Here is an 18,964-nt window from a genome sequence, read left to right as displayed (position 1 = left end):
GCGAGAGCAAAAGGTGCAAAAAGTGCGCCATCCCACTCGGTCGGCGCCCCGTCTCGACTCGGCGCCACTCGACGCACTCGGCACATACCACTCCGTCACCGAACGATGGGCCCCTTGTCCGGGTATTTCACCAATCATGGTTGCGGGTAGTGACAGCCGTATGACTCGATGCAAGGGTGCCGGGCATGACGACAAACGGGGGCTTCGAGCCCGTCTTCTGCACGATCGTCCCACCGCACCTCCTCAACAAACTCGCCCGCCACGAGGACCCGGCCGTCTCCGGCCCCGCACTGCGCACGCTGCTCCTCGACGCCCAGAAACGAACCGAGCGCCGCCTCACCGCCGAGTTCGGCCTGGCCGTCGTCCCGGCCGTGAAAGCGCCCTCCGACCAGCCGCTGCGCACGATCTACGACGCCGAACACCGCACCACGCTCCCCGGCACAAAGGTGCGCGCCGAGGGCTCCGAGCCCGGTCAGGACGCCACCGTCAACCGCGCCTACGCCGGCCTCGGCGCGACCTTCGACCTCTACCTCAAGGCCTACCGGCGCCACTCGATCGACGGCGACGGCCTGCCCCTCGACGCGACCGTCCACTACGACGAGGGCTACAACAACGCCTTCTGGGACGGCAACCAGATGGTGTTCGGCGACGGCGACGGCGAGATCTTCGTCGACTTCACCGTCGCCATCGACGTCATCGGCCACGAACTCACCCACGGCGTCACCCAGCACACCGCGAACCTCACGTACTACGGCCAGCCCGGCGCCCTCAACGAGTCGATGTCGGACGTCTTCGGCTCGCTCATCAAGCAGTACTCGCTCGGCCAGACCGCCGCCGAGGCCGACTGGCTGATCGGCGCGGGCCTGCTCGCCCCGAGCGTCACCGGCACGGCCCTGCGCTCCATGAAGGAACCGGGCAGCGCGTACGACGACGACGTGCTCGGCAAGGACCCGCAGCCCGCGACCATGGACGGCTATGTCCGCACCGGCCGCGACAACGGCGGCGTCCACATCAACAGCGGTATCCCCAACCACGCCTTCTACCTCGTCGCCACCGCGCTCGGCGGCAACGCGTGGGAGCGGGCCGGGCAGATCTGGTACGACGTGCTGACCGGCGGCGAGCTGAAGAAGGAGGCGTTCTTCGACGACTTCGCCCAGCTGACCGTCGCCACCGCGAAGGAGCGCTACGGCGACGGCGAGGAACTCCAGGCCGTACTGAAGGCGTGGGAGCGGGTCGGAGTGCCCATCACGCCCCGGCCCCGCCTGTAGCCGTACGGGCCCGCCCGTACCGGCCGCACCCGGCATCAGACACCGGCATCAGGGCACTCGTCACTCGTACCGGAGCCGTTCTCGTACCAGACAAGGACCCCATGCTTATTCAGGTGAGACGTACGGGCGGATTCGCGGGCATCGAGCGGTGCGCCGAGGTGGACACCTCGGGGCGGCCCGATGCCGCCGAGTGGCACACCCTGGCCGACCAGGCGATCGCGGCCGGCGGGGGCACCCCGCCGGCCGGGGTGCCGGACGGATTCAGCTACGAGATCACGGTGGACGGGAAGACGGTGTACTGCGCCGATCCCCGGCTCACCGAAGAGCAACGGGAACTGATCTCAAGGGTGTTGAAAGAGGGGGCATAACGGGTGTCGCGGGTGTCGACGGACAGGGTGTGACCGCATCGTCACCCCGGCCCGTTGACACCCGTTACCCCCGGTACCGATGATCCGGCGCATGGCGACCAACCCGATACCCCAGTTCCCGGCCGGCTTCCTGTGGGGCGTGTCCACCTCGGCGCACCAGATCGAGGGCGCGGCGGACCAGCGCGAACAGTCCGTGTGGGACACCTTCACGGCCGAGCCCGGCCGTGTGAAGGACGGCTCGACGGCGGCGGTGGCCTGCGACCACTTCCACCGCTATCCCGAGGACGTGGCCCTGCTGGCCGGCCTCGGCGTGGACGCGTACCGCTTCTCCGTCTCCTGGCCGCGCGTGAACTCCCCCGGCGGCCTCGACTTCTACGACCGGCTGGTGGACGAGCTGTGCGCGGCGGGCGTACGTCCCGTCCCGACCCTCTTCCACTGGGACCTGCCGGTGAGCCTCCAGGAGAAGGGTGGCTGGCTGGAGCGGGACACGGCGTCCAGGTTCGCCGAGTACGTGTCCGTCGTCGCCGAGCGGCTCGGCGACCGCGTGAACAAGTGGATCACGCTCAACGAGCCCGCCGAACACACCCTGTTCGGGCACGCGTTGGGCGCGCACGCACCGGGCAAGCAGCTGATGTTCGACGCGCTCCCGGCCGCCCACCACCAACTCCTCGGCCACGGCCTGGCCGTACGGGCCCTCCGCGCAACCGGTGCCACCGACATCGGCATCGCCAACTCGCACGGGCCGACCTGGCCGGCGTCGCAGGAGCTGGCGGACCTGGAGGCGGCCGGGTTCTACGACCTCCTCCTCAACCGGCTGTTCGCCGACCCGATCCTCCTGGGCGAATACCCGGACGGCCTGGGCGAGTTGATGCCGGGCGACGTGGCGGCCGACCTGAAGGTGATCAGCGAGCCGCTCGACTTCTACGGCGTCAACTACTACGCCCCGACGAAGGTGGGCGCGCCGCAGGGCGCCGACATCGAGTTCGGCGGTCTGACGATCCCGGCCGAACTCCCCTTCTCCGTCCAGGAGATCGAGGACGTCCCGGTGACGGACTTCGGCTGGCCCGTCGTACCCGAGGGCCTCACGGAGCTGCTCACCACCTTCCGGGACCGTTACGGGGACCGGCTGCCGCCCGTCGTCATCACCGAGAACGGCTGCTCGTACGAGGGACTCGACGACCAGGACCGGATCGCCTACCTGGACGGTCATGTCCGGGCGCTGCACCGGGCGTTGGAGGCGGGCGTGGATGTGCGCGGCTACTTCGTGTGGTCGCTGCTGGACAACTTCGAGTGGGCGGAGGGCTATGCGCGGCGGTTCGGACTGGTCCACGTGGACTTCGCGGACCCCGCCACTCTGACCCGGACGCCCAAGGCTTCGTACGGCTGGTTCAAGGACCTCCTCCGGGCGCAGAGAGACTGAGGATGACCGACGTGTCCCGCTCGGCGGGTGCGCTCGCCGAGCCGGTGGAACGGGTCGGGCGAGGGTGGACAGCCTCGCTCTCGCTCGCCAACGGAGCCATCTGGGTGGGCTGGTTCGGGCCGCTGCAGATCCTTCTCGCCTCCCAGGCCGAGGACTTCGCGCCCGGCACCGGGATGTCCAAGGAGACCCTGCTGGCCTGGGTGGCGGGCGCGGGCGCCCTGGTGTCGCTGGCGGCGAACCCGTTCTTCGGCGCGCTGTCGGACCGTACGACGTCGAGGTGGGGGCGCCGTACGCCGTGGATCGTGGCCGGTGCGGCGGGCGGTGCGCTGTCGTTGCTGCTGCTGGCGGGAGCGGGTGGGCTGTGGACGATGGTGGCGGGGTGGTGTCTGGTCCAGCTGACCCTGAACGCGGCCTTCGCCGCCATCACCGCCGCCGTCCCCGACCGTGTCCCCCGGCTTCAACGGGGCTCCGTGGGCGGCTGGTTGGGTGTCGCGCAGATCCTCGGTGTGGTCGGCGGGACGGGTCTGGCGACGGCGGTGGGCGGGGTGGGCGCGGGCTATGCGGCGTGCGCGGCTTTCACCCTGCTGGGCGTGCTGCCGTACGTGCTGCGGCACAAGGATCTGCGGCTCGCGGTCGAGGACCTGCCGGTGTGGTCCTGGCGGACCTTCCTGGCCGGGTTCTGGCTGAGCCCGCGCCGCTATCCGGACCTGGGCTGGGCGTGGCTGACCCGTTTCCTGATCAACCTGAGCAACGCGCTGGTGCTGCTGTACCTCCTGTACTACCTCCGCGACCGCCTCGCCTACCCCGACCCCGAGCAGGGCGTCCTGATCCTGACGGCGGTGAACGGCGTGACGCTGCTCGCCACCGTCGTCGTCGGCGGGGCCTGGTCGGACCGGGTGTGCCGCCGCAAGCCCTTCGTGCTCTGGTCGGGCGTGCTGATGGCGGTGGCGACGGCGATGCTGGCCGGCTGGCAGACCTGGCCCGGGGCGATCGTGGCGTCGGCGGTCCTCGGTATCGGCTTCGGCGTCTTCACCTCGGTCGACTTCGCCCTGATGACGGACGTCCTCCCCACGGCGCTGGACCGCGGCAAGGACCTGGGCGTCATCAACGTGGCCAACGCCCTGCCCCAGGTCATGGCGCCGGCCCTCGCGGCGCCGATCGTGACGTATCTGGGCGGGTACCGGGTGCTGTTCCTGGTGTCGGCGGTGATCGGGCTGGCTGGGGCGGTGCTGGTGGGGCGGATCCGGGGAGTGGACTGAGGCGCGGTGGGGTCGTCCGGGGTGTGGTGGGTCAGAGGGCGCCGGCGTCCCGGGCCGCGTAGACGCTGGGGTACAGGGGGCGGTAGCCGAGTTCCCTGCGGATGCGTTCCGTGGAGGTGATCCCGAACCACGGGTCGGGGTCGGTGTTCTCGTAGAGCTCGGCGGGGACCTCCACCCCGTTGAGCTGGTGGAGTTCGACCGCCGTGACGGGGGCGTAGTCGCCGATGTTGTAGATCCGGCCGGCGATGCCCGGGGCGTGCAGGATGCGGAGCAGGCCCTGGGCGATGTCCGCGTGGTGTGCCATCTGCAGCCGCTGGGCCGCCGCCCAGTGCGCGGCCCACATCAGCGACTGGGCGAGGTGGGGGTCGCCCTCGCCGTAGACGAAGGGGAGCCGGCCGACGCGTACGTCCAGGCCCTCCAGCGCGAGCAGTTCCCGTTCGGCCGCCGCCTTCGACTCGGGGTACGCACCCCACATCACACCGCCGGGCCTGGTCTCGTCCTCCTCGACCAACGGACGGCCCCGTCCGGCGCCGTACACGAGACCCGTGCTGACCTGCACGAACCGCTCCACGCCCGAGGCCAGCGCGGCGCGGCCCAGCTCCACCGCCGCGTCCCGGTTGACGGCCCGCGCCTCGTCGTCCGGGACCCCGCGGAAAGAAGCCGCGACGTTCACGACCGCGTCCACCCCGGCCACAGCCTTGCCGAGCGCCTCCGTGTCCCGCAGGTCCCCGACCACGACCTCGGCACCCAGCTCGGCGAACCGCTCCGCCCGCGCCGCGTCGCGCACCAGGACCCGCACCCTCTCCCCCGGCCTGCTCTGCGCCAGCAGCCTGGGCACGAAGCGCCGGCCGACCTGTCCCGTCGTACCCGTCACCAGTGTCAGCATGATCTTCTCCTTCGGTCTGGGACCACCACCCTCGGGCGGAGTCGCCGAGCGCGGGAGAGACCCGTCGATCAGGGGATCAGGAGTCCCTGGATAAGCCGGGCGCGCGGCGACATCCTGGAGGGGTGAACCGAGCCGAACTCGCCGACTTCCTGCGCCATGGGCGTGCCCGCCTGGAGCCCTCGGCGGTGGGCCTCCCGCCCGGCGCCCGCCGTCGTACGCCCGGTCTGCGCCGCGAGGAGGTGGCGGCGCTCGCCGGTATGTCGGTGGACTACTACACGCGCCTGGAGCAGTCCCGGGGCCCGCACCCGTCCCGCCAGATGCTGACCGCCCTGGCCCGGGCCCTGCGCCTCACCGACGACGAACGGGACCATCTCTTCCACCTGGCGGACGAGGAACCGCCCCGGCGCGTGAGCGGGTCCGGGCATGTGCGGCCGGGTCTGCTGGTGATCCTCGACCGGCTGCACGACACCCCCGCCCAGGTGGTCACCGACTGCGGTGAGGTCCTGGCGCAGAACGCGATGGCGAGCGCGTTGGCGGGCGACGTGTCGGCCCGTCCGCCACGGGAGCGGAACCTTGTACGCCGCTTCTTCACGGACCCGGCCGCGCGGGCCCTGTTCCCGCCGGAGGACCTCGCCGAGCACGCGCGCTCCCATGTGGCGAACCTGCGGGCGGTCGCCGCGGCCCGGCCCGACGATCCGGTGCCGGGCACCCTGGTGGCCGAACTGCGGGCGGCGAGTGCGGAGTTCGCCCACCTGTGGGAGTCGCACGAGGTGGCGGTACGGCGGGCTTCGACGAAGCGGTTCGCGCATCCGGTGGTGGGGCTGCTGGAACTGGACTGCGAGATCATGCTGGCCGCCGACCACCGCCAACTGCTGATCGTGCACACGGCCCGGCCGGGGACGGAGTCGTACGAACGGCTGCGGTTGCTGCGGGTGGTGGGGATGCAGGATCTGTCGCCACGTGGCGGGTGAGGTGGTGGGCCGAGCCAAGCCGGGACGAACGAAGCGGAAGCGGACGGGGCGGAGCGGGGCGGAGCGGAACGGACCGAGGCGGGACGGGACGGAACGGGCGGAACGGAACGGACCGAGGCGGGACGGGACGGAACGGGCGGAGCCGGGCGGAGCGGAGCGGACCGAGGCGAGGCGAGTGGGGCGGGTCAGTGGCCGGCCGTCGCGGCAAGGCGTCCCAGTGCGGCCTGTGCGGGTGGGCCCCAGGTGGGTTTGCCTCCGGGGCGGCCCTGGACGCCTGCCTCGCCGATGAGGATGCCGCCGAGGGCGCGCAGCACCGCCCAGCCGCGGGCGCGCCGCAGGGTCGCCGGGTCCGGGACTGGGCGGTAGGCGCTGTGGAAGCGGTCGATGGCACCGTCCGGCAGCAGGATCCACGGGGCGGCGAGATCGCAGGCCGGATCGCCGGCGCAGAGATCGCCGAAGTCGATCACGCCGCAGAAGGTGCCGTCCGTGGTGAGGAGGTTGGCCGGATGCAGGTCGCCGTGCAGCCACCTCGCCGGCCCCGTCCAGGCGGGCGCGGCGAGGGCGTCCGCCCAGACGGTGTGGACGGCGTCCGGGTCGGGGATCAACCCCGACTCGGCGGCCGAGGCCAACTGTTGGGGGAACTGCTCGGCGTAGTCGGTCAGCGGCCCGCCACGGCCGCGGCCCAGCGGCGCCCCTTCGGGGGCAGGCCGGTGAAGGGCGGTCAGAAACGCGGCCAGGGTGTCGGCCGCCTCCGCGGCGCGCGTGGCAGGGGCGCGGTCGGCGGGCGTTCCGGGCACCCAGGTGGTGACGATCCAGGGCCGCGGAAACCGCTCGGAGGGCTCGCCGAGGCGCTGCGGGACGGGGACCGGCAGGGGAAGGGCCGGGGCGAGCGCCGGCAGCCAGGCGTACTCCTTGCGCAACAGCTCGTCCGCGGACAGCGTCGCCCAGGGCAGCCGGACTGCGAGGTCGGCGCCGAGCCGCCACAGCTGGTTGTCCCAGCCGCGCGCACCGAGCCGCAAAGGGCGATCGGCGAGGTCCGGATGCTGGTCACGCAGCAGGTCCCGGACCAGCTCCGCGGTGATCTCGATCTCGGAGTGGGTCATGCGGATCCACGGTAGTCCGGCGGAGGGCGCGCGCCGTTGCCGGCCGGCACAGGGGGTTGCAAGAGTGCGCGGACGTCTTCCCGGCGCGCTGGAAACGCGGGCCGGCACCGAGGAATGCGAGGGTGCCCGGCAAACAGGCTGGAAACGGGTGGGTGGGTGGGAAAGAAAACCCCTCAGAACCCCAGCTTCCGCAGCTGACGGGGATCCCGCTGCCAGTCCTTCGCGACCTTCACGTGGAGGTCGAGGAAGACCGGCGTACCCAGCAGCGCCTCGATCTGCTTGCGGCTCTTGATGCCGACGTCCTTCAGGCGCTTGCCCTTCGGGCCGATGATGATGCCCTTCTGGCTGGGCCGCTCGATGTAGACGAACGCGTGGATGTCGAGGAGCGGCTTGTCGGCGGGGCGGTCCTCGCGGGGGATCATCTCCTCGACCACGACCGCGATCGAGTGGGGGAGCTCGTCGCGTACGCCCTCCAGCGCGGCCTCCCGGATCAGCTCCGCGATCATGACCTGCTCCGGCTCGTCCGTGAGGTCACCCTCCGGGTAGAGCGGCGGGCCCTCGGGCAGCAGCGGGACGAGCAGGTCGGCCAGCAGGTCCACCTGTTGGTCGGCGACCGCCGAGACGGGCACGATCTCCGCCCACTCGAACCCGAGCTCCCGGCCGAGCTGGTCGATCGCGATGAGCTGCTCGGCCAGCACCCTGCCCTCGACCAGGTCGGTCTTCGTCACGATCGCGATCTTCGGCGTCTTCTTGATCGCCGCCAGTTCCTTCGCGATGAAGCGGTCGCCGGGGCCGAGCTTCTCGTTCGCCGGGAGGCAGAACCCGATGACGTCCACCTCGGCCCACGTCGTCCGCACCACGTCGTTCAGGCGTTCGCCCAGCAGCGTGCGCGGCTTGTGCAGCCCCGGGGTGTCGACCAGGATCAGCTGCGCGTCCGGGCGGTGCACGATGCCCCGTACGGTGTGCCGCGTCGTCTGCGGCTGGTCCGCGGTGATCGCCACCTTCTGGCCGACCAGAGCGTTCGTGAGGGTGGACTTGCCCGCGTTGGGGCGGCCCACGAAGCAGGCGAAGCCGGCGCGGTGCGCGGCCGATCCCTCCGACGGGACGGTCGGCTCGGTCGGCTCGGATGACGGGGTACGAACACTCATGGCGCCCATTGTCCCTGATCCATGGAGACCCATCGCACGCCGAGCCCCCGCCAGGGCTCTCCAGTCGCCCTTCGACAGCTCATCGACGGCCCATTCGACGACCCTTCGGCAGCACCACGACACCCCTTCACCGGATCTCCGTGAGCTTCCGGAAACTCCCCCGCAACACGAAACGCGCCGGAAACACCCCCGTACGAAATGCGAAACGCACACCCGTGACCCTCTGACGAGCCCCCGCCCCCGTTGGAGAGACCGGAGACGCCGTGCCCCCCGAGACCACCGTGAACCTGGCCGCTGCCCGGATCGACACCGGCGACACCGCCTGGCTGCTCGCCGCCACCGCCCTCGTGCTCCTCATGACCCCGGGGCTGGCCCTCTTCTACGGCGGCATGGTCCGTACGAAGAGCGTGCTCAACATGCTGATGATGAGTTTCGTGTCGATCGCCCTGGTCACGGTGGTGTGGCTGGCCGCCGGCTACTCCCTCGCCCTCGGGGACGACATCGGCGGCGGGCTGCTCGGCGGACTGGAGCACGCGGGCATGTCGGGGATCGGCCCCGGCAGTGTCCGGGGCACTGTCCCCACCCTCCTCTTCGCCACCTTCCAGCTCACCTTCGCGATCATCACCGCCGCCCTGGTCAGCGGCGCGGTCGCCGACCGGGCGAAGTTCGGGGCGTGGCTGGTCTTCGTGCCCGTGTGGGCGCTGCTCGTATACGTTCCCGTCGCCCACTGGGTGTGGGGCCCGGGCGGCTGGATTCTCGAGCATCTCGGCGCCCTCGACTTCGCCGGCGGCCTGCCCGTCGAGATCACCTCCGGCGCCTCCGGGCTCGCCCTCTGCCTGGTCCTCGGCCCGCGCCTCGGGTTCCGGAAAGAAGCCATGCGGCCGCACAACCTGCCGATGGTGGTGCTGGGCGCCGGTCTGCTCTGGTTCGGCTGGTTCGGGTTCAACGCCGGGTCCGCGCTCGGCGCCAACGGGCTGGCCGCCGCCGTCTTCCTGAACACCCTCACCGCCGGCTGCACCGGACTCCTGGGCTGGCTCTTCGTCGAGCAGCGCCGCGACGGCCACGCCACGACCCTGGGCGCGGCCTCCGGCGCGGTCGCCGGTCTGGTGGCCGTCACGCCCTCCTGCGGGTCGGTATCGCTGCTCGGCGCGCTGGTCGTGGGGCTCGTCGCCGGTGTCGTCTGCTCGTACGCCGTCGGATGGAAGTTCAGGTTCGGATACGACGACTCGCTCGACGTCGTCGGCGTCCACCTGGTCGGCGGAGTGATCGGCACCCTGCTGATCGGCGTCTTCGCCACCGGGTCGATGACCGGCGGGGCCGAGGGGCTGCTGTACGGAGGCGGGCTCGGGCAGCTCGGCAGGCAGGCGGTCGCCGTGGTGGCCGTCGGCGCGTACGCCTTCGCCGTCACGTACGGCATCGGGAAGGTGATCGACCGGATCATGGGGTTCCGGGCGAGCGAGGACGAGGAGCACACCGGCCTCGACCTTACGGTGCACGCCGAGACGGCATACGATCACGGCGTCCTGGGCCAGGGCGCCCTGGTCTCGTCCGCCGTCACCTCCTCCCACGCCTCCCACTCCTCCGCGCAGAAGGTCAAGAGCCAGGCATGAAGCTCATCACCGCGATCGTCAAGCCGTACCGCCTCGACGAGGTCAAGACCGCGCTCCAGGAAGTCGGCGTGCACGGTCTGACCGTGACCGAGGCCAGCGGGTACGGGCGTCAGCGCGGGCACACCGAGGTGTACCGCGGCGCCGAGTACCAGGTCGACCTCGTCCCCAAGGTCCGTATCGAGGTCGTCGTCGACGACGCGGACGCCGAGACCGCCATCGAGGCGATCGTCAGGGCCGCGCGGACGGGGAAGATCGGGGACGGGAAGGTGTGGGCTCTTCCGGTGGAGACGGTGGTGCGGGTTCGGACGGGCGAGCGCGGTCCTGACGCGCTCTGAACCATCTGACCCCCAGTACGGACCCCACCGCGCCGAACACCACGACGACCACCGCCATGAGCCACGGAAGCGCGAAGAAGGACACGCTCGCCGACTCCCGGGTGTCCTTGGCGGACGCCGTCAACGTGACGTCACCCCAGTCGAGTTGGGGTGCGTCCTGCCAGGGTTCGGTGAGCCGGACCCGTTGGCCGGGCAGCAGCTCGGAGGGGATCCTGGTGAGGTCGCGGGCGAGCAGCGTACGGCCGAACAGGCCCTGTGCCCGCACCTCCACCCGGGGGTCGAGGGTGACGTTCCCGGTGTTGTGGAGGGTGTAGGAGATCGTGGCGGTGCTGTCGCCGATGCCGGGTACGAGGGGCTGGTGGTGGCTGATCCGGACCCGCTCGACGGCGATGGCGGAGACGGCGGGCCCGTTCACCCGCAGATAGATCCGTGCCCCGACCGCCCGCTGCACCCCGAGTGCCAGTGAGCCGTCGCCCGCGTCGATCCGTTCGTCGAGGGCGACCAACGCGCCCACGTGGTCGCCGGGTTCGGCCCGTTCGGGCACCCGGAGGGTGAAGGGGACGGTGACCGACCTGTGCGGGGGCACGGTGACCCGGGACTTCGCGGGCCGCGCCCAGGCGCCGACGCCGCGCTGTTTCTCCTTGAGGGTGCGTACCGCGAACCCGCCGTCGCGGACGGTGTTGTAGGCGTCGGCCGCGTACAGCCGGAAGGTGAGCGGCTCGCCGGTCTTGTTGGCGACGGTGACCTTGTCCTGGACCGTCGTACCGGGATCGGCGGAGAGATAGAAGTACGGGCGCTGGGCCACGGCGGAGGCGATGGGGAAGACCGACCAGCTGCCGTTGTCGGCGGCCCGGGCGGGGGCGGACGTCAGGAGTGACGTGCCGAGCGCCGCCAGCAGCAACAGGGGGAGCGCGAGAAGGACGTACGGCTTACGCATGGGTGCGGACCCCCACGGACGAGGTAGGTGGGCGGGCGGGTGCGCGCCCGGCCACCGGATGACGAACGGCCGTTCAGGTGCTGGTGGTTCACGTGCGGGTTGTTCGGATGAGCGTGTTCGGCTGGGCGTTGTCCGGATGGTCGTCGCTCAGGTGAGGGTGAGGGTGAGTACGCCGGAGTAGGAACCCGGCGGGGTGAACGCCGGTACGTCCAGCGAGAGTCCGGCGTCGACGGTGAACTCACCGCCGGTGACCGTGCCGTCGGGTGCGGAGGCCAGGGTGGCCCCCGTCCCGCCCACCACACCGGGGGAACCGGGCTGGCAGGTGCTGGGACTTCCGGCCTTGGTCGCGCAGGCCGGGGTCCAACTGAGCTTGCCGGCATCGATCTTGGCGCCGGGTCCGGTGAAGTCGGTGACCTTGCCTGTCAGGGACCAGCCCGCGGGTCCGCCGCGGAAGTCCTTGACGGTCACTGTCCGCAGCGAGCCCGTGGAGGGCCCGCCCTTGCCGAAGTCGACCGTCTTCAGCTGGACGGCGTCCCCGGCCTGGGTCATGGACAGGTCACCGGCCTTGACGGTGGTGGTGAGCTTCTGGCTGTTGTCGGGAATGGGCGTGTCGTCGATGACGACGTAGGCGGCCGGACCGGCGCCCTTGCTGTCGCTCCACGAACTGCCCTCGTACGCCACGACCCCGGTCGTCGTCTTGTCGCTGACGGCGAGGGTGCCGCTGAAGGCGCCCTGGGAGTCGGCGGTCACGGTCGCGGTGTCGCCGGTCTGGGTGGCCCCGGACCGGCCGGCGAGTGTGACCGTGGCACCGGCGGTGAAGTTGGCGCCGTTGACGGTGACGTTGGCCCCGGGCGCCCCGGAGGCCGAACCCAGCGTGATGGCACGGGTGTTGGTCTGGGTCCCGTCAGTCGCCGTGACCGTCTCGGAGACGGGCGCGGGCGGGGTGAGGACCGTGCACGGGGTGTCCAGCTCAAGGATGTAGCTGGTGTGGATGTTGTAGTCGCCGGGCGAGAGGGTGATCGCGCCGGGCGCGGTGACCGTGAAGGTGCCGGTCATCTCGAAGGACGGGAACGCTCCCTTGCCGGGCACGGGGTCGTTCTTCTTGGGCCCCGCGACGGTGAAGTCGCCGGTCTGCGCTCCGCCCAGGGTGACCTTTCCGGTGGGCGTCATGATGTCGGCGGGCAGCGCGAGATCGGTGGGATTGCTCGCGGCCGGCTTGACCACCGTGTACTTCACGGTGACGGTGTCGCCGACCTTGGGCGTGGTGTTGTCCACCGTGATCTGCGCGGTGGTGGTGCCGTCGATCGGCGGAAGGCCCGCGATCGGCGGCGGTACGCAGTGCGTGGCGAAGTCCACGGCGGCGGACGCCGTGGCGACTGCTCCGGCCGGGACGGCCAGCGCACCGCCCGTGGTGACCGCCAGCGCGGTCGCCCCGAGCAGCGCGGCCAGGCGTCGTCGTCTTCGACCGGTCGAACCCATGGATGCCGTGTTGGCCATGGTTGCCCCCTCTGAGGGATGCGGGCGCAGCGGCTCATCTGCGCCGACAGGGGGCCATTGATGTGCAGGCTGTGTGAGAAGTCAATGCAATCCGACGTAATAACGCGGAATCACAGCAAGTTACCTGACGACCCATCAGTTCGCGGTGGCAAAGGCCGACGCCGCCGTGGAGCGGGCGACGTCGGCCGTTTCACCTGAGGTGGTGCGGAGGGCGGGCCGTCACTAGAAGACGAACGGTCCCGGTGACTGGTTTCCGGTCGGGGTACAGGTCACGGTGATGCCGAAGAGCACCATCTTGAGAGTGCCGCCGCCCGCTTCGAGGCTGTCGCCGGAGGCGACGGTGCCGCTCAGCGGGCCGACGGTGACCGTGGCACCGGTGGCCGTGGCCGGGTTCTTGGTGCCGGTGAAGGCCGTGGTACCGCCGGAGGCCTTCGCCAGGGTCAGCGTGGAGGCGATCGAGTCGGCGGCGAGAGGGAGCGGGGCGCTGATGTTCGAGCTGACGGTGATCGTGGCCGAGGTGCCGTTCTGTACGGCGGTGAGAGTGGTCGAACCGCCACCGAACAGACCGCAGCCGTAGGTGATGGTCGCGGTGGTGGGGGTGACGGCCGCGGCGGCCGGCGCGAAGGCCAGACCGGCGACGGCGAGTGAGCCCGCCGCGAGTACCGCACCGATACCGAGCCGCCTGCGCGCAGGCCGGCGTACTGTCGTGCTTGTCATCGATCGGATTCCCTTCCCTGGTACGGGAATTGCCATGTGGGGAATTGCGATGTGGGGGGTACGGCGGCCGGGTGCGGTCAGCCGCGAGGCGGGTGCGGGGCGCCGCGCGGTGGAATCTGACGGTCCGTCGGAAGAGCGGGTTCCATTGAGGCGTGGGTTGCTCGCGATTGCAAGAGACGCTCTGCGAGTTCTTCCGGGGCGCCACGAAAGTGGCCGAAGACCGACCCTCCCCCGGGCGCCCCGGCTCACTTCACCCGGCGGACACCGTCACCCGTACCACGCCGTCCGGCGCGGCCACGTGCACCGGGGTCGCGGGCCCACCCAGATCCCGTACGACGGCCAGGTCGCCCGCCGATACGCCCTCGGCGCCGGTCACGACCGCCGCCGCCTCCAGCGACTTCGCCCCTGACGCCACCGCCATGGCCACCGCCGTCTGCAGCGCGCTCAGCTTCAGCGAGTCGAGGTCGACCGTGCCGGCGACATACGTACGTCCGGTCTCGTCCCGTACGGCTGCCCCCTCGGGGACGCCGTTGCGGGCCCGGGCGGAGCGGGCCAGGGTGACGATCTTGCGGTCCTCGGGATCGAGGTCGGGCGCGTTGCTGTCGGTCATGCCATGAGCATACTTACGCGGTTTGTCCCCTGCTGAGGCCGCCTGGGGCTTCATGACACAAGGAAGTCACACAAGAACAGGTATCAGGTACGGGCGATCAGGGCATGACCCAGGAACCGCGAGCCATGAGGAGGCGTTATGAACCGCCAGACCCGCATCCGCGTCATTCGTCGGCCCAGCGCTCCTTCGCCCCGCGACCTCCCCATCGACCGCAGGACGCCCTCGGGCCGCATCCTGCCGTACTAGGGCCTGTCAGGGCCGGTCGAGCCGCAACCGCTCCGCGCGCGGCAGACCGGCCACCACCAGGTCGTACGAGTCCTCGATCAGCTCCCGTACGAGCTGGTCGGGCAACTCCCCGTCCACCGTCACCGTGTTCCAGTGCCGTTTGTTCATGTGGTACCCCGGGTTGATCATCCCCGGGTGATCGGCGCGCAGCCGGATCGCGTCCTCCGGGACGCACTTCAGGTTGACCCTCAGGGGCAGGTTGTCCGTCCAGGACAGGGCGAACATCTTGCCCAGCACCTTGAAGACCGAGATCCCCGGGCTGAACGGAAAGTCCTCCACGGCCGCGTTGAAGGACAGACAGAAGGCACGCAGTTCCTGCGGAGTCACCCGCCGTTCCTCTCTTTCTCCTTCTCGTCCTCCGGTGCCACGGCGTGGTCGGTCGGCTCGACGAGCACCGTCACGATCTTGTTCCGGCGACCGGCCGCTGCCTCCGCCGTGAGCCGCAGTCCGCGCCCGTCGGGCAGTTCGACGACGGCCGAGGCCCCGGCGATAGGTACGCGGCCCAGCGCCTTCGCCAGCAGCCCGCCCACCGTCTCGACGTCCTCGTCGTCGTACTCCTCCAGGCCGTACAGCTCGCCGAGGTCGGTGATGTCGAGGCGGGCCGTGACGCGGTGACGCTCGTCGCCCAGCTCCTCCACGGGCGGGAGTTCGCGGTCGTACTCGTCGGTGATCTCGCCGACGATCTCCTCCAGGATGTCCTCGATGGTCACGATGCCGGCCGTGCCGCCGTACTCGTCGATGACGACGGCCACGTGGTTGCGGTCGCGCTGCATCTCGCGCAGCAGGTCGCCGGCGTTCTTCGTGTCGGGTACGAAGGCGGCGGGCCGCATGGCGCTCGACACCAGCTCGCTCTCCGCGTCCCGGCTGATGTGCGTCTTGCGGACGAGGTCCTTCAGGTACACGATCCCGACGACGTCGTCCTCGCTCTCCCCGGTGACCGGTATGCGCGAGAACCCGGAGCGCAGCGCAAGGGTGAGCGCCTGCCGGATCGTCTTGTACCGCTCGATGACGACCAGATCCGTACGCGGCACCATGACCTCGCGTACGAGGGTGTCGCCCAGCTCGAAGACGGAGTGCACCATGCGGCGCTCGTCGTCCTCGATCAGGGACTCCTTCTCGGCCAGGTCGACCAGCGCGCGCAGTTCCGCCTCGGAGGCGAACGGGCCGCGCCGGAAGCCCTTGCCGGGGGTGAGGGCGTTGCCGATGAGGATGAGGAGGTAGGGGATCGGCCCCATGACGCGGGCGAGCGGCAGCAGGACGTACGCGGCTGCCGTGGCCGTGTTGAGGGGGTGCTGACGCCCGATCGTGCGCGGCGAGACCCCGACGGCGACATACGAGACGAGCACCATCACGCCGATGGCGACGGCGAGGGCCTGCCAGGTCCGGTCGAACTCCTGCAGGCAGGCGTACGTGACGAGCGCGGCGGCGGCCATCTCGCAGACCACGCGCACCAGCAGGGCCACGTTCAGATAGCGGGTCGGGTCGGCGGCGATCTGCGCGAGCTTGGCACTGCCGCGCCGGCCACCGCGTACCGCTTCCTCGGCGCGGAAGCTGGAGACGCGCGCGAGGCCCGCCTCCGCGCAGGCGGCGAGCCAGGCGACGACGACCAGCGCTATGGCACCGGTGACGAGTTGGGGGGTCATGACGAGACCGTCGGGGCGGGCGACGGACCCGTCATCCCCCGTTCGCCGCGCCAGCCGTCGACGATGGCGGCCTGCAGGCCGAACATCTCGGCCTTCTCGTCCGGCTCCTCGTGGTCGTAACCGAGGAGGTGCAGCACGCCGTGGACGGTGAGGAGCTGGAGTTCCTCGTCCATGGAGTGCTGCGTCTCGGCCTCCTTGCCCTGCTTCTCGGCGACTTCGGGACAGAGCACGATGTCACCGAGAAGCCCCTGCGGCGGCTCGTCGTCGTCCTTCGACGGCGGGCGCAGCTCGTCCATCGGGAAGGACATGACGTCCGTCGGACCGGGCAGGTCCATCCACTGGATGTGCAACTGCTCCATGGCGTCGGCGTCCACGGCGATCACCGAGAGCTCGGAGAGCGGGTGGATGCGCATCCGCGCGAGCGCGTAGCGGGCGATGTCGAGGATCGCCTGCTCGTCGACCTCGGTTCCGGACTCGTTGTTGACGTCGATCGACATGGTGCTGGTTTGTCTACTTCCGCTTGTTACGGACGCCCTTGTGGGTGCCGTTCTCCGTACCGTTCTCGCTGTCGTACTTCTCGTACGCGTCGACGATACGGCCGACCAGCTTGTGCCGGACGACATCGTGGGAGGTGAGCCGCGAGAAGTGGACGTCGTCGAGGCCTTCGAGGATGTCCTGCACCTGCCGCAGGCCCGACTTCGTCCCGGAGGGGAGGTCGACCTGCGTCACGTCACCCGTGACCACGATCTTCGACTCGAAGCCGAGCCGGGTGAGGAACATCTTCATCTGCTCGGCGCTGGTGTTCTGGGCCTCGTCCAGAATGATGAAGGCGTCGTTGAGCGTACGGCCGCGCATGTACGCCAGCGGCGCGACCTCGATCGTCCCGGCCGCCATCAGGCGCGGGATCGAGTCCGGGTCGAGCATGTCGTGCAGCGCGTCGTACAGCGGGCGCAGATACGGGTCGATCTTGTCGTAGAGCGTGCCGGGCAGGAAGCCGAGCCGCTCGCCCGCCTCCACCGCCGGGCGGGTCAGGATGATGCGGCTGACCTGCTTGGCCTGAAGCGCCTGCACGGCCTTCGCCATGGCGAGGTACGTCTTGCCGGTGCCCGCCGGGCCGATGCCGAAGACGATGGTGTGCTTGTCGATGGCGTCGACGTAGCGCTTCTGGTTGAGGGTCTTGGGGCGGATGGTGCGGCCCCGCGAGGACAGGATGTTCTGCGTGAGGACGTCGGCCGGGGTCTCCTGGCCGTCGCCCTCCCCGTTTTCGCTCGCTCTGAGCATGGCGATCGAGCGTTCCACTGCGTCCTCCGTCATCGGCTGTCCGGTGCGGAGCACCAGCATCATCTCGTCGAACAGCCGCTGGACGAGGGCGACATCGGCCGCTTCGCCAGTGGCGTTGACTTCATTGCCCCGGACATGGATGTCGACCGCCGGGAAGGCCTTTTCGATCACGCGCAGGAGGGAGTCGCCTGAACCCAGCAGGGACACCATGGGGTGGGCGGCCGGGACGGTGAACTGCGCTCGTGCCTGCCCCCGCGCAGGGGGCTGAGCTGTGGGTGTCTGAGTCATGGGCCGGCCCTGTAGGCCTGCACGACCTCCTCGATGAGGCTCGCTTACCACGTGGGTAGCCTTCCGCTCCAAGCCTACGACGGTGCACTGACAACGCCGTAAGGCTTTTCGAACACGGCCCGGCGTACACGGTCACGGTCCGGTGTACATGGTGACGGTCCGGCGTCCGTGATCACGGTCCGGCGTCGGCGCTCAGGCCGATCTGCGGAAACCGATCGTCGGAACGGCCCGCCGCAGCGGCCACGGGCGCGGCCTGGCGCTCCTGGGTACCAGGTCCGCCAGGAACGCGTACCGGCGCAGGGCGGCGGGGTCCTGGTGCTCGTACGACTGGATCTCCCGCCACCAGGCCCCCACTTCGGACCAGCCGGGTGCGGAGAGGGAGCCGCCGAAGTCCTGGACGGAGAGGGCGGCGGTGAGGCCGGCGAAGGCGAGGCGGTCGGCGAGCGGCCACTCGGCGAGCGTGCCGGTGACGAAGCCCGCGACGAAGACATCGCCGGCGCCCGTGGGATCGAGCGCCTCGACGGCGATGGCGGGCACCTCGGCCGTCTCCCCCGTCCGCCCGTCCACCGCGTACGCGCCCTCGGCGCCGAGGGTGACGACGGCGAGCGGCACGTGCTCGGTGAGCGCGCGGGCGGCTTTGCGGGGGCAATCGGTGTGGGTGTAGCGCATCGCCTCCTCCGCGTTGGGCAGGAAGGCCTCGCAGTGCTCCAGGTCGGCGAGGCCGGCGAGGTCCCAGCGGCCCGTGTCGTCCCAGCCGACGTCGCCGAAGATCCGGGCACCCTTACGGGCGGCCTCGGCGATCCAGGGGGCGCGGACGCCCGGGGTGAGGGAGGCGACGGCGGCCCGGGCGTGCGGCGGGCACTGCGGCGCCGGTTCCTCATGGGGCGGCTCGTGGCCGTGGGAGACCATCGTGCGCTCACCCTCGTACGCCATCGAGACGGTGACCGGGGAGTGCCAGCCGGGGACCGTGCGGGAGGTGGAGAGGTCGATGTGCTCGCCCTGTTCGAGGGCGTCCCAGCAGTACTCCCCGTAGTGGTCGTCGCCGAAGGCGGCGGCGAGGGAGGTCCGCAGGCCGAGCCGGGCGAGCGCGGTGGCCATGTTGGCGACCCCGCCGGGGCTGGACCCCATCCCGCGCGCCCAGGACTCGGTGCCGCGCACGGGGGCGGAATCGAGCCCGGTGAAGATGATGTCGAGGAAGACGGTGCCCGTCAGATACACGTCCCACGGCGGTTCGCCGGGCGTGCGCAGAGCGGCCAGGGGATCGACCTGGGCCTGGCGGTAGGACGATCCCTCTCCGGTGGACGCGGTGGACGCGATCACGGTGCGCTCCCTGACGAC

At 70.7% G+C, this 18,964-nt stretch carries 19 protein-coding genes; 7 read left to right on the top strand and 12 right to left on the bottom strand.

The window, feature by feature from the left end; genetic code table 11:
* The first annotated feature begins 185 nt into the window (after positions 1-185).
* From ACW4TU_RS31190 to ACW4TU_RS31175, 4 genes are all read left to right on the top strand, one after another.
* On the top strand, positions 186-1,268 hold the full coding sequence (locus ACW4TU_RS31190) for a M4 family metallopeptidase (protein WP_457418521.1): 1,083 nt from the start codon (positions 186-188) through the stop codon (positions 1,266-1,268).
* Positions 1,269-1,369: 101 nt separating this feature from the next.
* Positions 1,370-1,636: a protealysin inhibitor emfourin gene (locus tag ACW4TU_RS31185; RefSeq protein WP_457418519.1), complete on the top strand. Its 267-nt coding sequence runs from the start codon at positions 1,370-1,372 to the stop codon at positions 1,634-1,636.
* Positions 1,637-1,715: 79 nt separating this feature from the next.
* Complete coding sequence (locus tag ACW4TU_RS31180) at positions 1,716-3,056, top strand: GH1 family beta-glucosidase (RefSeq protein ID WP_457418517.1); 1,341 nt, start codon at positions 1,716-1,718, stop codon at positions 3,054-3,056.
* A gap of 2 nt (positions 3,057-3,058) precedes the next feature.
* A complete protein-coding gene (locus tag ACW4TU_RS31175; RefSeq protein ID WP_457418515.1) occupies positions 3,059-4,315 on the top strand; it encodes an MFS transporter in 1,257 nt (418 codons plus the stop codon).
* Positions 4,316-4,346: 31 nt separating this feature from the next.
* Here the strand turns inward: ACW4TU_RS31175 and ACW4TU_RS31170 are convergent, their stop codons facing one another.
* Positions 4,347-5,201, bottom strand: a complete 855-nt coding sequence (locus ACW4TU_RS31170) for an NAD-dependent epimerase/dehydratase family protein (protein WP_457418513.1) — start codon at positions 5,199-5,201, stop codon at positions 4,347-4,349.
* 122 nt (positions 5,202-5,323) lie between these two features.
* Here ACW4TU_RS31170 and ACW4TU_RS31165 point away from each other — a divergent pair, with 122 nt between their 5' ends.
* Entirely contained in the window at positions 5,324-6,172 is an 849-nt protein-coding gene (locus ACW4TU_RS31165; RefSeq protein WP_457418511.1) for a helix-turn-helix transcriptional regulator, read from the top strand.
* 185 nt (positions 6,173-6,357) lie between these two features.
* Here ACW4TU_RS31165 and ACW4TU_RS31160 read toward each other — a convergent pair whose 3' ends face one another.
* Both ACW4TU_RS31160 and era read right to left on the bottom strand, forming a co-directional pair.
* Positions 6,358-7,275, bottom strand: coding sequence for an aminoglycoside phosphotransferase family protein (locus tag ACW4TU_RS31160; RefSeq protein ID WP_457418509.1), 918 nt, complete (start codon positions 7,273-7,275; stop codon positions 6,358-6,360).
* A 173-nt stretch (positions 7,276-7,448) separates the two neighbouring features.
* Positions 7,449-8,432 carry a GTPase Era gene (era, locus tag ACW4TU_RS31155; protein WP_457418507.1) on the bottom strand — a complete coding sequence of 328 codons (984 nt, stop codon included), beginning with the start codon at positions 8,430-8,432 and terminating at the stop codon, positions 7,449-7,451.
* A 272-nt stretch (positions 8,433-8,704) separates the two neighbouring features.
* Here era and ACW4TU_RS31150 point away from each other — a divergent pair, with 272 nt between their 5' ends.
* Together ACW4TU_RS31150 and ACW4TU_RS31145 are read left to right on the top strand one after the other, a co-directional pair.
* The gene (locus ACW4TU_RS31150; RefSeq protein WP_457430413.1) at positions 8,705-10,033 is read left to right on the top strand and encodes an ammonium transporter; all 1,329 of its coding nucleotides are present in this window, start codon (positions 8,705-8,707) and stop codon (positions 10,031-10,033) included.
* On the top strand, positions 10,030-10,368 hold the full coding sequence (locus ACW4TU_RS31145) for a P-II family nitrogen regulator (protein ID WP_457418505.1): 339 nt from the start codon (positions 10,030-10,032) through the stop codon (positions 10,366-10,368). Before ACW4TU_RS31150 ends, ACW4TU_RS31145 begins: the two co-directional genes overlap by 4 nt.
* Here the strand turns inward: ACW4TU_RS31145 and ACW4TU_RS31140 are convergent.
* The 9 genes from ACW4TU_RS31140 to ACW4TU_RS31100 all read right to left on the bottom strand — a co-directional run bounded on the left by ACW4TU_RS31140 (position 10,262) and on the right by ACW4TU_RS31100 (position 18,946).
* A complete protein-coding gene (locus tag ACW4TU_RS31140) occupies positions 10,262-11,305 on the bottom strand; it encodes a WxL protein peptidoglycan domain-containing protein (RefSeq protein WP_457418503.1) in 1,044 nt (347 codons plus the stop codon). The two genes, ACW4TU_RS31145 and ACW4TU_RS31140, sit on opposite strands and share 107 nt — an antisense overlap.
* 147 nt (positions 11,306-11,452) lie before the next feature.
* Positions 11,453-12,784: a WxL domain-containing protein gene (locus ACW4TU_RS31135; RefSeq protein ID WP_457430411.1), complete on the bottom strand. Its 1,332-nt coding sequence runs from the start codon at positions 12,782-12,784 to the stop codon at positions 11,453-11,455.
* Between the two features lie 240 nt (positions 12,785-13,024).
* Complete coding sequence (locus ACW4TU_RS31130) at positions 13,025-13,519, bottom strand: hypothetical protein (protein WP_457418501.1); 495 nt, start codon at positions 13,517-13,519, stop codon at positions 13,025-13,027.
* 250 nt (positions 13,520-13,769) lie between these two features.
* Positions 13,770-14,129, bottom strand: a complete 360-nt coding sequence (locus ACW4TU_RS31125; RefSeq protein WP_457418499.1) for a cytidine deaminase — start codon at positions 14,127-14,129, stop codon at positions 13,770-13,772.
* 252 nt (positions 14,130-14,381) lie between these two features.
* Positions 14,382-14,741 (bottom strand): MmcQ/YjbR family DNA-binding protein, encoded by a 360-nt coding sequence (locus tag ACW4TU_RS31120; RefSeq protein ID WP_457418497.1) that lies wholly within the window; start codon positions 14,739-14,741, stop codon positions 14,382-14,384.
* The gene (locus ACW4TU_RS31115; RefSeq protein ID WP_457418495.1) at positions 14,738-16,057 is read right to left on the bottom strand and encodes a hemolysin family protein; all 1,320 of its coding nucleotides are present in this window, start codon (positions 16,055-16,057) and stop codon (positions 14,738-14,740) included. Before ACW4TU_RS31115 ends, ACW4TU_RS31120 begins: the two co-directional genes overlap by 4 nt.
* Positions 16,054-16,554: an rRNA maturation RNase YbeY gene (gene ybeY / locus ACW4TU_RS31110; protein WP_164320078.1), complete on the bottom strand. Its 501-nt coding sequence runs from the start codon at positions 16,552-16,554 to the stop codon at positions 16,054-16,056. The genes ACW4TU_RS31115 and ybeY overlap by 4 nt, the downstream gene beginning before the upstream one ends.
* Before the next feature lie 13 nt (positions 16,555-16,567).
* Positions 16,568-17,626, bottom strand: a complete 1,059-nt coding sequence (locus tag ACW4TU_RS31105) for a PhoH family protein (RefSeq protein WP_457418492.1) — start codon at positions 17,624-17,626, stop codon at positions 16,568-16,570.
* Between the two features lie 192 nt (positions 17,627-17,818).
* Entirely contained in the window at positions 17,819-18,946 is a 1,128-nt protein-coding gene (locus ACW4TU_RS31100; protein WP_457418490.1) for a carbohydrate kinase family protein, read from the bottom strand.
* Positions 18,947-18,964 lie beyond the last annotated feature (18 nt).

The sequence above is a fragment of the Streptomyces kryoterrae genome, assembly GCF_054072135.1.
This window is presented reverse-complemented; position numbering and strand designations above follow the sequence as displayed.

Excerpts from the sequence above, each read along its gene's own strand:
- ACW4TU_RS31190 (WP_457418521.1), top strand. The coding sequence starts at position 186 with ATGACGACAAACGGGGGCTTCGAGCCCGTCTTCTGCACGATCGTCCCA.
- ACW4TU_RS31185 (WP_457418519.1), top strand. The coding sequence starts at position 1,370 with ATGCTTATTCAGGTGAGACGTACGGGCGGATTCGCGGGCATCGAGCGG.
- ACW4TU_RS31180 (WP_457418517.1), top strand. The coding sequence starts at position 1,716 with ATGATCCGGCGCATGGCGACCAACCCGATACCCCAGTTCCCGGCCGGC.
- ACW4TU_RS31175 (WP_457418515.1), top strand. The coding sequence starts at position 3,059 with ATGACCGACGTGTCCCGCTCGGCGGGTGCGCTCGCCGAGCCGGTGGAA.
- ACW4TU_RS31170 (WP_457418513.1), bottom strand. The coding sequence starts at position 5,201 with ATGCTGACACTGGTGACGGGTACGACGGGACAGGTCGGCCGGCGCTTC.
- ACW4TU_RS31160 (WP_457418509.1), bottom strand. The coding sequence starts at position 7,275 with ATGACCCACTCCGAGATCGAGATCACCGCGGAGCTGGTCCGGGACCTG.
- era (WP_457418507.1), bottom strand. The coding sequence starts at position 8,432 with ATGGGCGCCATGAGTGTTCGTACCCCGTCATCCGAGCCGACCGAGCCG.
- ACW4TU_RS31145 (WP_457418505.1), top strand. The coding sequence starts at position 10,030 with ATGAAGCTCATCACCGCGATCGTCAAGCCGTACCGCCTCGACGAGGTC.
- ACW4TU_RS31140 (WP_457418503.1), bottom strand. The coding sequence starts at position 11,305 with ATGCGTAAGCCGTACGTCCTTCTCGCGCTCCCCCTGTTGCTGCTGGCG.
- ACW4TU_RS31135 (WP_457430411.1), bottom strand. The coding sequence starts at position 12,784 with ATGGGTTCGACCGGTCGAAGACGACGACGCCTGGCCGCGCTGCTCGGG.
- ACW4TU_RS31130 (WP_457418501.1), bottom strand. The coding sequence starts at position 13,519 with ATGACAAGCACGACAGTACGCCGGCCTGCGCGCAGGCGGCTCGGTATC.
- ACW4TU_RS31125 (WP_457418499.1), bottom strand. The coding sequence starts at position 14,129 with ATGACCGACAGCAACGCGCCCGACCTCGATCCCGAGGACCGCAAGATC.
- ACW4TU_RS31115 (WP_457418495.1), bottom strand. The coding sequence starts at position 16,057 with ATGACCCCCCAACTCGTCACCGGTGCCATAGCGCTGGTCGTCGTCGCC.
- ybeY (WP_164320078.1), bottom strand. The coding sequence starts at position 16,554 with ATGTCGATCGACGTCAACAACGAGTCCGGAACCGAGGTCGACGAGCAG.
- ACW4TU_RS31105 (WP_457418492.1), bottom strand. The coding sequence starts at position 17,626 with ATGACTCAGACACCCACAGCTCAGCCCCCTGCGCGGGGGCAGGCACGA.